Genomic DNA, 12,408 nt, shown 5'->3' with positions numbered 1-12,408 from the left:
AGTCCAATACCAAGATAAAGGAAGAGCCGCTTTTTTCATATCCCTATCGTGTCAAGTCCAACTTGTGGTGAAGAGCCTCTTTTAATTATTTTAAACAAAAAATTCTAGTTATGGTTATTTAGGGGAATCATTACTGTCGCTCGGAGAGTATTCCCTCTGGCCGGTGTATTAAACACTTTAAAAAGAATAGAGGATATATAGAAGGTTTAGCGGGATTTTAGACGAATGGTATCTATAGAAGGTAAATGGAGAAGATTGTAAGTAAAAAGGAGGGGAGACCGTAATGAATAACAACGACTCGGACCGTCGTCTGGAAGAACGTCTGGATAAGCTGGAAAAAGAAATGGAAGAAATAAAATCTATGCTGAAAGACAGAGAGACGGAACCGGAAGTGAGGAGAAGAACTAACCCTCCTCCGAGGATCACCCTACTGTTTTACACAAACTTATTAACGGTACCCTTGAGTTATATAATTAGCTTTATTCTTAAAATAACTATTTTCAACACATAATAAAACATGCATATGTTGATTATAACTACCATCATTTTTATTAACTGTTACTTCCGTTGAACGCAAAAACCCAACAAGATTTTGCTTCACTTTTTTATATCTACTTAACCTATCAAATGCTTTCGTTAAATGTTTCAAACTTTGTTCTAAAGTATCCCCATCTATCGCATTTTTCGTTGAAAGTGTTAAAAATAACCAACGCGCTTTTGGTTTTTCTTTAACAACTTCTTCAATCACTTTTTGAGCTTGATAACTATTTTTCATAGAACGCCTCCAATTACAAACTGGGCAGAGTTTCGACTTACAAAACCATGTCTTATGTAACTTCAAATAACCTTCATCAGTCGGCTTGAACTCTAAGACGTTACCACATTGTTTTACATTAAAAGCCTTTTTTATTTTTAAAATTTCCAGTATATCTGCATAACTTACATTATCTATCTTCTTTTCTCTCCATGGGCGTTGTTTCCCACTTTTCGTCATATCTTTAAGTGTTTCGTTATCTTGATTTTCGTCTATACATCTAGTAGTATTATATTGCATATAAAGAGACCTCCAGTAGTTGTTTATTGAGTAGACGCTTTAATCATACTACTGGGGTTTTTTTATGTCAAAAATTCCTTTCAACAAGAAAAATAGCTATAATCCCTTACATATCAAGGATTACAGCTATAATTTTAAAATCGAGTTATTTCTATATAGTATCAAGACAAGAAGAAACTCGTTTTCAACTCGTTTCTATTCATCCTCAATAGTAATATTATAAAGAATCTTTTCCAAAGCTGTTTGAGCACCAAAAAAGTATTGTTCAATTGAATTTTGGATATTTTTTCCAACGATACAATCAAGATTTGGATTTTCATGAACAGCAAAAAGCTCGTTATCTTTGATAACGTCCACTGCTTTATAAACATCAAATAATGTAATATCAGAATAATCTTTTGCAAGTTCTGCCCCTGTAATACCAGGTTGTATATTTATTAATTCAGCCTTCTTCAGCATTCCCATAATCTTTCTGATTACAGCAGGATTTGTGTTAACACTTTTTGCTAAAGAATTGGATGAGATTATTTTCTTTTTTTTTATACTTCGATGAGTGTTAATATATGAATTCAAACAGCAAATCTACTGCTAATTGGCATATTGAATCACCTCTTTACTTTTAAATAAAAAATGAAATTGAGGAATATATAATGAAATGGAGGAATATATAATGAAAATTGGAGTTATTGGAGCAAGTGGAAGAGCAGGAAGCCTGATTTTAAAGGAAGCTATTGATAGAGGTCACCAAGTAACAGCAATTGTAAGGGACAAATCAAAAATGAAAGACAAAAATATTATAGTGATTGAAAAAAATATATTAGATCTTAAACAAGATGATCTTAAACAATTTGATGTAGTTGTTAATGCTTTTGGAGCTCCACTTGGAGAAGAACAAATACATGTAGATGCTGGACATGTTTTGATCGATACATTAAAAGGAACGTCTACAAGACTTATTGTTGTCGGTGGTGCTGGAGGACTTTATGTTGATGATAGTAAAACTACAAAAGTCGTTGATACACCTAGTATACCAGAATTCGGTAAACCAACATCAAGAGGGCAAATACGAAACTTACAAGAATTACAAGCTACACCGAACATTAACTGGACATTTATTAGCCCCGCACTTGTATTTGACGCAGATGGAAAAAGAACAGGTTATTATAAGCTAGGAAAAGATCAACTTCTTTTCAATTCAAATGGGGAAAGCTATATCAGTTATGCTGATTATGCAATTGCAGTTTTAGATGAAATTGAAAATCCACAGCATATAAATGAGCGTTTTACAGTTGTAAGTGAAAATGAATAATTAAGAAATAAATACTTTTTGATTGAATTTACACCTCCGTAATTCTTATATCTAATCTAACAAAAATACTTTATTCCAATTGCTTTATTGACGTTGAGCCTCGGAACCCTTAACAATCCCAAAACTTGTCGAATGGTCGGCTTAATAGCTCACGCTATGCCGACATTCGTCTCCAAGTTTAGTTAAGGGTTCTTCTCAACATCAATAAATTTTCTCGGCATAAATGCGTGTCCTATTTTTTATTTTTACTCAAATTGATAACAAAAAATGCAATTCCAATACAAAACCACATACCTATAATCGATAACCACATAACAATCATAAAACAACTCCTTTTTAGCAAACTTTATCATAATGTTTATCGCTTTACAGGTCTGTTTTTCGTCGTTATAATCTAGTTAAATCCCGTAAGGGCGCACTTATACGTTCTAAAAAGAACGCGTGCAAAACCATTATCGACCTTCGTCGATTTTTTATCTTAGTTTTAAGTAATCGGTGTTGTAGCACAGATATAAAAATTAATACTGCATTAAAATTTAACTAAGATTTAAGCTACTAGTTTTTGCTAGTAGCTTTTTATTTTATCAATTCTTAAATGCCTTTATTTTGAATTTTAAGGGGGTATTTTAAAGATTTAGGGGTAAATCATATAGTTTTATACCTAAACACTTACATAAGCTCTTAAAACACAAATATGAGCCAAATAAATATATTTTAATTACACCACCTAAAATTTGAGCAAAACCAGTGGCTATTTTTTTAGACACTGCCCAGTTACATGCAAATTTAAAAATTGGCATAAAAACTGGGCAACCATGCCGGTTGAACGCTATAGTTCCCGCAGGGGCAAAAAGGCATAAAAAAACGCTAGCTTTTTAGCTAACGTTTCAAATCTTTTAAGTAATAATTTTGTTTTTCAAAATTCCAAATTGCCGTAATTGAATGTGCTTTTTCTTCTTCGTCTGTTGTTTTATCTTCGTCACTTGTATTAATTAAATTGCCATCTTCGGCATCATCTAAATTTAAGATTTTATGTTTTTGTTTAAGCAAACCACCATAACTCAACATACGTTTTCGATATAAACCTTTTTCTAAATCATTCACGATTTCTTGATTTCTTTCATCATCATCAGTTAAAAAATCAGATGACTTAACCGAATATTTTGAGGTTTCTTTGATAGCTGCTTGAATATCTTTATCGCCTTTTTGGTTTGGTTTGATCGCTTTAATATTTGCTACGGGTCGATAATTTACTTGTAATGCTTTTTGCCATAAATTAACCCATTCTTCTTGAGTTGAGAGCGTAAAATATTTTGTGTAAACGATCGATCGCAAAAAAAGGAAGTCCTTTTCTAGTAGAATGAAGTTACCGACCACATCCATAGAAAAGAGGACTTCCCTAGGCATAATTTTTCGACAGATATTGCTCAAGCTCTAGTCCAACATCAGGACGTGAACGAGATCTTTCGATCTCACCTGGAACACGCCGTCAACCAGCTGCTTCAAACCGAATTAACGTCCTTTCTGGATTACGACAAATACGATGCCTCCGGCATTGGTTCTGGCAATTCCCGCAACGGCACGTACGAACGCACGCTGAAAACCGAATTTGGAGAGCTGTCGCTGGCGATCCCCCGGGACCGGAACGGAGACTTTCACCAACAGACGGTCGCGCCGTACAAACGGACGAACGACACGCTGGAAGCGTTTGTGATGCATATGTACCACAAGGGCGTCACGACCGCGGAGATCGCCGATCTCCTCGAACGCATGTACGGCCATCATTACACGCCGCAGACCATTTCCAACATGACCCAGACGATGGAAGCAGAGGTGGAAGCCTTTCGACGCCGGCCATTGGCGAAACGCTATGCCTGCATCTATCTGGACGCCACGTTTATCGCGTTAAAACGGGATACGGTGGCCAAAGAAGCCGTTTATATCGCTGTCGGGATCCAGGAAGACGGCTCTAAAGAAGTCCTGGCGTATCTGCTGGCTCCGACCGAATCGGCGGGCAACTGGCAGGAACTCCTCGAGGATCTTCAGGGTCGAGGCCTCGAAGAGGTGCTTCTGGTCGTGTCTGATGGTTTAGCGGGCATGACGGATGCCATCCATGCCGTCTATCCGGAAGCCCGGCACCAAACGTGCTGCGTGCATGTCTCCCGCACCCTTGCCCGCAAAGTCCGCGTGCAGGACCGTCCAGCAGTTTGTGCCGATTTTAAAACCGTGTACCGGGCCAACAGCCGCGAGGAAGCCGCCGAAGCCCTCCAAGCGTTTATCACGGCGTGGTCGCCGCGCTACCCATCGATTCGCCGGGTGCTCGACGAGCACCCCACGTTACTCACCTTTTATGATTTTCCGTCTGCCATCTGGCGGAGCCTGTATTCGACCAACCTCATCGAATCATTCAACAAGCAGCTGAAAAAATACGTTAAACGCAAAGAACAATTTCCGAATGAAGCGTCGATCGAACGATTTTTGGTCAGTCGTTTCGACGCGTATAATCAAAAGTTTTCCACCCGCTGCCACCTGGGGTTCGCCCAGGCCCAACATCAATTGGAAGACATGTTCCGACCGCAGGGTTAACTTCCCGGCTGGAAAAGGACAGCCGTTTACACAAACTTATTGACGGTCCCGTTCTAAATTTTTAAACGAAAACTTATTCACCTGGTTCATTACGTTTTTAAAGCAGATATGTTGTTTTGTATACTCAATTTAAATAAAAATTTCGATTACCGTATTAATTTATTAAAAAATATTATAATCATTATGGAATTTACAGCAAAGTAATATTTGTTATTTCCAGAATTTATAATGTCAAAAAGTACGCTTTTTGATAGAATACCTCGACCGATGGTTCTTGCGGGGCTAACAATCTTGGTTTTTCGTTAAGGGGAGAGCTTCCATTCCAGAGAGATTGTTAAACCTTTATTAAGATGAATGGCCGAGGGTCGTGTAGTGCTTGCGGGCATGATAAGGTGATTTTGGGAGCGATCTTCCTCCCCGTTACTCCCCTTAAGTAATGATACCCCGTTGGAAAGCCACCCGACCGAGAGGGCTGGCTTTCTTTCGTTGGGAATCAAATCCAAGAGCAACAGGCAGCAGCCTATTGAACGATGTTGTCGTCGAGGAAAGCCTTTACTCCGTCGTCATTTTCCATGAACATCCTTCTTTTAAATGTTTGTAAAGATGCTCGTCTTTACGTAGCCAATGGATCTTGGGCGTGATAGGTTAAGAGTAGGAGTCGCACGTCTCCCCAACAATCCTCCTTGTTGTTCAACACCTACTAGGATGGACCAGCTCTGTATGGGCTGGTCTTTTTTTTGTTTCTTATAAACTGTTATGGATCGTCATGAAATGATCAACCATACTTCGCAGATGGAAAATGTTAGCGCTGAAAAAGGTAGACCTTTATAAGACGGTGGGGAGTGTGTCAAAACCATTAGTACTTCTTGCAAAATCCTTTTGAAGCTTTCTAGTACGTATCAGAAGTACGGCGAATGTTATGGGAGGTTTTCAAAGTATCTTATTAAACATATAAACAATTACGTTTACATAAATGTAACTGTTTAATTTATTAGAAGACCTTATTATTTGTATTTTTAACCAACTATACACCCTCTGAGCATGATAAAATAAAGTCTAAAGAAAGCTTCAATTTCCTTAGGTTTTGAAATAGAACAACAATAGGGAGGGCTTAGAATGAACAACCTTGTTTTACCAGGAAATCACACCCAAGCTCTTTCATTGGAAAGGTCTCACTCGTTTCTAAACAGTGAGTTGTATACAGATATCTCTTCCCAAGGTTTCGAAGGAGTTGAATGGGAGCAAATTCCCGATGAGTTTTTGATGTACATCTATTTACATAAAAACAATACTCTCCGTAAACAGAGAAGCGAGCGGACAAAGCGTAAATATTTAGAAACACTTGTCCCATTCCTTACTTATGTCCAAGCGTTCGGAGGATTAAGAGAAATTTCTGCGCAACGTATTTATGCGTATCAGCTATATCTCGAGCGAGAGAAGGGATATAAGGCAAGCACGTTGGCACGTCATAGTACGGTCATTAAACAGTTCCTGCGGTTCCTCGTGCAAGAAGATATGATAGAAACTAATTTAACGACAAAAATGGCTCCCGTTGCTCAACCGAGAGACGAGCTAGTAGACCGGGACCTCCATGAGCACGAAGTTCAGCAATTACTTTCTTATTTCAAACAAAAAGATTCATTTGCTTACACGTTGTTGGTTGTTCTAACGAGTACAGGTATGCGGATTGAAGAATTGGCCAAAGCCAAATGGCGTGATCTGGAATGGCGCTCGCCTGAAGGAGCCTTCTTTCTGCACATTACGGGAAAGGGCGAAAAAGAGCGGCCGATTTTTCTTTTCGCCGATGTGTTGCGTATTCTCCAGGACTTCCGGAAAGAACGGGAAATGATCACAGAGACCTTTACAGGAGACTCTGCGTTCTTTCCAAAGAAAAATGGGGGACATTATCATGTAAACTACTTAGGGGATCGTTTCAGCAAGCTCATGGCCTCAGCTCCATTTCCATTTGTCCAGCACCGTCGAGATCCTATTACGCCACACACGTGTCGTCATTATACGACCTATTATATGTTAGAGCATGGGGCTGACCTTGCTTCGGTACGGGATATGCTGGGACATGCGTCGATACGAACGACAGAGCGCTATCTCCTTCGGAGAAGAAACTATGGGGAGCATGCTGGATTGAAAGTGAATAAAACTAGTTTTACGAGTTAATATTACAAAACGAAGTTCCATCTAGATACCTCAAAGACAAAGGCACGAAAGGGAAGGTCTATTGATTACTATACTGAAACCAAATGAACCTTTTGACGAAGGAAAATATTATCGTCGCAGAGATATTCATGATTTATACAAGGGCCAACAACAAGGTGGAATCTCTACCCCCGCAAATGATCCTTACATTTTTATTTTTACTGGAGACTCTGGTGAAAAATATGGATATGTAGATGGTTGGAATGAAGCGCACACGATTTATTATTATACTGGCGAAGGTCAACATGGTAATATGAGCTTTACCAAAGGCAACAAAGCTATTCGTGATCACGCCATAAATGGTAAAGCCATTTATCTTTTTCAATACGTTTCTTCTGGGGTAGTGAAGTTTATTGATGAAATGGTCTACATTGGGCATGAATTGAAGTTTGCTCCTGACCATGATAGTAGAGAACGGCAAGTCATTATCTTTCATCTAGAGCGTATGTCATATATTGATCAAGAAGCTAACACTCCAGAAGAATCTTTTAAAAAGCAATCTTTAGAAGAATTACGAAGAACAGCAGCCAATACTCTAGCTCCAACGGAACCAAGAAAAGCTACTATATGGGTTCATCAAAGAGCCAGAGCTGTAAAACAATATGCGTTGACACGGGCGAAGGGGTTTTGTGAGGCTTGTAAGCAAGAAGCTCCTTTCCAGAAAGAGAATGGAGAACCTTTTTTAGAAATTCACCATTTGTTTCGGTTGTCAGATGGAGGAGCAGATCATCCAAAAGCGGTCGCGGCGGTATGCCCGAATTGTCATCGCCGCGTTCACTACGGAGTGGATGCCAAAAAGTATAATACACAATTGAGCGATTATATTGCGCAAAAAGAACATTCGTAAATAGTATCAACAATATTTATGAATTTTTTAGCTCTTTACGGAGAATTTCCAAAGAATTATTCAAAGGTTACAATTAAAACACTGAGCCCCGGCGATTTATCGTGAAGGTGAGCATCGAAGGAAACATTTGAATAACCATGGATTGAAGTCCCTTGTTTGTTAAAAGCAGGGGACGTTTGCTGTCAATGAAGGAAAGAAGGATGGTGCCAAGTTTGATTTAAGGGGGAACATAATTGCGCTTATCGGTAGTTATAAACTTTTGTCTCTCTTTAAAACAGAAAAATGAATTGTACGTATTCGTTTTTCGTTCGCGTCTACCGTGATAGGAATCATATTTGCTGATTTGTTGCTAAAGCGAATGCGGAAGAAATGCAAGAACAAGTGATAATAGCAACAAAAAGGGCGCTCAGATGTCATTACCATCTGAGCGCTTCCTTTCACCGCCGCCTGAAAGTAGCCCGGGATCGCCAACACCTGAAAGACATGTTTCAAGTCCAAGGATAACTTAACGGTTAGTAAGAAAAGCTATTTACACAAAATTATTCACAGGCCCCGGGTTTTTATAGTCTAGATAATTCAAAGATTATATTCTTTTGAATTATAATAATAGTTTGAAATAGAACACAATAATTGACAATATGTTTGAAAAAAATCATTATATTTGTAAACAAAAAGAAAGGAAGACTAGTATGACAAACTATAAAAGAATTGATAACATGTCCAAATTAATTAAACAGAAAGGAAGTTTATCTGTTAAAGAATTAATAGATCATTTCCAAGTATCAGATATGACAATTCGAAGAGATTTGAAAGAATTAGAAAGCTCCGGCTCTTTTCATCGTTTTCATGGAGGAATTAGATATCTAAAAGAAGAGCCTTTAAATAAGAGGGAAGAAACACAATTAAATGAAAAAAAGAAAATAGTCGAGTATTGTATTTCTATTTTGGAAGAAGGAGATTCAATAATACTTGATTCAGGAACCACAACTTATCAATTGGCAATTGCGTTAACAGAATCGAATGTATCCGATTTAACTATTATTACGCATTCATTAAATATAGCATTTAAACTTAAGCACAAAAAAGGAATTAAATTAATTATGGTGGGGGGAGAATTTAGAGAGAAATCGTCATCCTTCATAGGAAATACAACTTACCAAATGTATAGTGATATTTTTGCTAATAAAGCTTTTATATCTGCTGGCGGGATCACAGAAATGGGGTTTTCAACCGCTAATTTTTCGGAGTCTACTATTAAGCGCTTGATTATCCAAAATAGCGAAAAATCTTTTTTAATTGCTGATTCGAACAAGTTCGGCTACCAGTCTTTGAGTAGATTTGCTCCACTTAATGCTGTATCAAATATTATTACTACAAAGCATCTAAATAAAGAATGGAAAGAAAAACCAGAATTAAAAAAAATCCCGATCATTTATTTAGAATAAATCATTGACTTTGTTTTTTTTCAAACATATAATGACTTTAACAAACAAAAAGTGTTTACTTTCAAACTATTGTTGTTTGTTTCAAAATTATCTTGAGGAGGATTATATGAGCAAGCAATTTAGAATGTCGCGTATTTTTAATTCAGAGACTGGCAACACTTTAATTCTTCCTATTGACCATGGTATAGCAGAGGGCAGTATCAAAGGGTTAGAGAACCCCCAAAAAGTATTAGCTAACTTAATGACGCCTGATATTGATGGTGTATTAATGACCGACGGTATAGCTAAAAAAACTGAATCAGTATTTTACGGCAAACACTCTCCAGCCCGTCTTTTAACGGCAGATGCTTTTCAAGTAGCAGAGAACCATATGTATCATGAGTTAGCTTTTTCAATAGAAAAAGCGGCTGCTCGAGGATACGATTGTATTAAACTTATTTTGTTTTGGGACAGACCAGCAGAAGAACGAATGAAATCTATACAAATTATTTCAGAGACAGTTCAAGAAGCGGAAAAATGGGGCATTCCAGTTTTAGTCGAACCTTTAACTTATGAACCAGTGGAAGAGGAAGCGAAACGAATTAAATTACTAGCTGATGGATCTAGGATAGCTTATGAATTAGGGGCAGACATTTTAAAAGTTCCTCATCCAGGAAATTTGGAAGCGCTTCAAAATTGGGTAGAAGATTTTGATGTCCCTATCATTATGTTGGGTGGAGGTATGGCCGGAGGATTAGAAGAGTTAACTAGCAAAGTCGAAGAAGCCATTTCTGTTGGCGTTAAGGGTGTGGCGATTGGAAGAAATGTATGGCAACGCCCAAGCGAAGACGCTAAAAAACTATTGTCTGATTTTGCAGATATTGTTCACAAACGTGTTCCTAATAAACTTTAGTAATGATTTATTCAGTACTTTGAAAAAAGAGAGCCTTTATTAGTTAATAAGGGCTCTCTTTAGTACAAAGTACTTGAAAAATCTAAAAAATGAAAGCGCATACTTTTATAGAAAGAAGTGATGATATGAATTTAGAAAACATTTTAAATGAGAATCTCATTCTAACTGATTTAGAAGTAAATTCTAAAAAAGAAGCGATTCGGCTTTTATCCGAAAATTTAAAAGCCCAGGGATATATAAACAATATTGAAGTGTTTGAAGAAGATATTTATTATCGCGAAACACAAGGAACTACAGGAATTGGAAATTATATAGCTATCCCTCATGGATTGAGTAGTAGCGTAAATAAAATTGGTTTAGCGATTGGAAAATTAAAGAAGGAAATCGAGTGGGAAACTTTAGATGATAATGGAGTGAAAATTATTTGCTTGTTTGCTGTAAGCAACAAGGAGAATGCGGAAGCCGAACATTTGGAACTTTTGGCGCAAGTTGCTTCAAGATTAGGAAATGATGAAGCTGTTCAATCTTTGTTAGAGGCTACTAATTCAAAGGAAATTAAGAATGTTTTTATTAAGGAGGCAAAAATATGAATATTATTGGTATCGCAGCATGTACAGCTGGCATCGCCCATACGTATATTGCTAAAGAAAAAATTGAAAAGGCGGCTGAAAAAGCTGGACACTCTATTCATATGGAAACCCAGGGTACTGTAGGTACAAAAGAATCTATTCCAGAGCAGAGACTTAAGAATGCTGATGTAGTAATTATTGCGGCAGACGTAAAAGTTTCTGGCAGAGAAAGGTTTGAAGGCATGAATGTTATTGAGGTGCCCACAGATACAGTTATCAAAGCGCCTAATAAACTTATCAAAAGGATAGAAGAATTGGCGCGAGAAGCGAATTCGGCAAAGAGTAATTAAAACCTAATTATAATTGCTAAGGGAGTGAAATGGATGCTTTCTGAAATTAAACGGCACATTATGACAGCTATTTCTTATTTGATACCCATAGTAGTAGCAGCAGGTTTTATGTTAGCTATTGGCAATTTAGGTGGAGGAAGTGAAATTCAAGAAGTAGAATCAGGTTATGGCTTTTTTGACACATTAACTACTATGGGAGGCTTAGTCTTAGGATTATTGCCAATGGTAATAGCAGCTGGTATATCTTTTTCTATTGCAGATAAACCCGGCATTGCGCCTGGGATAACTATGGGTCTAGCTGCTAGTAGTATTGGAGCAGGTTTTTTAGGAGGATTACTAGGAGGTTTCATAGCAGGCTATATCACAAAATTTATAACAGAGAAAATGACAGTTCCAACATGGGCGGAAGGGTTAAAACCCATGCTGCTTATACCGCTAATAGCCTCTGTAGCTTCGGGATTAATCATGTACTTTATTATAGGCAAACCAGTAGCCTTGGGCACTTTATTTCTGCAAGATTATCTTTCTACATTAGATACCTCTAATAAAATTATTTATGGAGCTATTATTGGTGTATTAGCATCAATTGATTATGGTGGAGCAATTAATAAAGTAGTATTTGCGTTCGTTCTTAGTTTACAATCAGAAGGCATTTATGAGCCAATTACTGTATTAATGCTAGCTTCTATGGTGACTCCATTTGGGTTGACAATTGCTTATTATTTTCAAAAGATTTTTCGCAAAACAATTTACCCACAAAATGAAGTTGAGACTCTAAAAACTGCTTTTCCTATGGGAGTAGTTATGATTACTGAAGGGTGCTTTCCAATAATTTTAAAAGATGTAGTAAGGTGTGTAATAGCTACTGGAGTGGGTGGAGCTATTGGTGGCGCATTGAGTATGCTTTGGGGAGCCGATTCAAGAGTACCTCACGGTGGATTGCTTGCCATGTTTACCATGACCAACCCTCTCGCTTTTATTATTGCATTGCTTATTGGATCATTAGCAACTGCTACTGTAATATTCGTCTTGAAAAAACCAATTTCAGCTACGGATGAAATTAAAGAAGAAGAAGATCTAGACCTTGATCTCAGTTCTGTTCAATTCAATAAAAAGTAACTAAATATTACAAAGGAGATTAA

9 protein-coding genes and 3 pseudogenes are annotated in these 12,408 nt (G+C 37.5%); 9 read left to right on the top strand and 3 right to left on the bottom strand.

Going from position 1 to position 12,408, the window contains the following annotated elements; translation table 11 throughout:
• Positions 1 to 460 precede the first annotated feature (460 nt).
• Together ACTTK7_RS14535 and ACTTK7_RS14530 are read right to left on the bottom strand one after the other, a co-directional pair.
• A pseudogene (locus tag ACTTK7_RS14535) lies at positions 461 to 1,054 on the bottom strand (protein rep); the annotation flags it as partial.
• 195 nt (positions 1,055 to 1,249) lie between these two features.
• Positions 1,250 to 1,623 (bottom strand): annotated as a pseudogene (locus ACTTK7_RS14530) (Rrf2 family transcriptional regulator).
• 101 nt (positions 1,624 to 1,724) lie between these two features.
• Here ACTTK7_RS14530 and ACTTK7_RS14525 point away from each other — a divergent pair.
• Complete coding sequence (locus tag ACTTK7_RS14525; protein WP_462868798.1) at positions 1,725 to 2,363, top strand: NAD(P)-dependent oxidoreductase; 639 nt, start codon at positions 1,725 to 1,727, stop codon at positions 2,361 to 2,363.
• An 879-nt stretch (positions 2,364 to 3,242) separates the two neighbouring features.
• Here the strand turns inward: ACTTK7_RS14525 and ACTTK7_RS14520 are convergent.
• Positions 3,243 to 3,686: pseudogene (locus ACTTK7_RS14520) on the bottom strand (protein rep); the annotation flags it as partial.
• A 54-nt stretch (positions 3,687 to 3,740) separates the two neighbouring features.
• Here ACTTK7_RS14520 and ACTTK7_RS14515 point away from each other — a divergent pair.
• The 8 genes from ACTTK7_RS14515 to ACTTK7_RS14480 all read left to right on the top strand — a co-directional run bounded on the left by ACTTK7_RS14515 (position 3,741) and on the right by ACTTK7_RS14480 (position 12,385).
• The gene (locus tag ACTTK7_RS14515) at positions 3,741 to 4,949 is read left to right on the top strand and encodes an IS256 family transposase (RefSeq protein WP_462868800.1); all 1,209 of its coding nucleotides are present in this window, start codon (positions 3,741 to 3,743) and stop codon (positions 4,947 to 4,949) included.
• A gap of 1,116 nt (positions 4,950 to 6,065) precedes the next feature.
• The gene (locus ACTTK7_RS14510) at positions 6,066 to 7,124 is read left to right on the top strand and encodes a tyrosine-type recombinase/integrase (RefSeq protein WP_462868797.1); all 1,059 of its coding nucleotides are present in this window, start codon (positions 6,066 to 6,068) and stop codon (positions 7,122 to 7,124) included.
• Positions 7,125 to 7,185: 61 nt separating this feature from the next.
• Positions 7,186 to 8,010 carry an HNH endonuclease gene (locus tag ACTTK7_RS14505; protein WP_462868796.1) on the top strand — a complete coding sequence of 275 codons (825 nt, stop codon included), beginning with the start codon at positions 7,186 to 7,188 and terminating at the stop codon, positions 8,008 to 8,010.
• A gap of 689 nt (positions 8,011 to 8,699) precedes the next feature.
• On the top strand, positions 8,700 to 9,455 hold the full coding sequence (locus ACTTK7_RS14500) for a DeoR/GlpR family DNA-binding transcription regulator (RefSeq protein ID WP_462868795.1): 756 nt from the start codon (positions 8,700 to 8,702) through the stop codon (positions 9,453 to 9,455).
• A gap of 106 nt (positions 9,456 to 9,561) precedes the next feature.
• A complete protein-coding gene (locus ACTTK7_RS14495) occupies positions 9,562 to 10,347 on the top strand; it encodes a class I fructose-bisphosphate aldolase (protein WP_462868794.1) in 786 nt (261 codons plus the stop codon).
• Between the two features lie 125 nt (positions 10,348 to 10,472).
• On the top strand, positions 10,473 to 10,937 hold the full coding sequence (locus tag ACTTK7_RS14490; RefSeq protein ID WP_462868793.1) for a PTS sugar transporter subunit IIA: 465 nt from the start codon (positions 10,473 to 10,475) through the stop codon (positions 10,935 to 10,937).
• Entirely contained in the window at positions 10,934 to 11,266 is a 333-nt protein-coding gene (locus ACTTK7_RS14485; protein WP_462868792.1) for a PTS fructose transporter subunit IIB, read from the top strand. The genes ACTTK7_RS14490 and ACTTK7_RS14485 overlap by 4 nt, the downstream gene beginning before the upstream one ends.
• 33 nt (positions 11,267 to 11,299) lie before the next feature.
• Positions 11,300 to 12,385: a PTS fructose transporter subunit IIC gene (locus tag ACTTK7_RS14480; RefSeq protein ID WP_462868791.1), complete on the top strand. Its 1,086-nt coding sequence runs from the start codon at positions 11,300 to 11,302 to the stop codon at positions 12,383 to 12,385.
• The last annotated feature ends 23 nt before the right edge of the window (positions 12,386 to 12,408 follow it).

It is taken from the genome of Marinococcus tarijensis, assembly GCF_054971385.1.
This window is presented reverse-complemented; position numbering and strand designations above follow the sequence as displayed.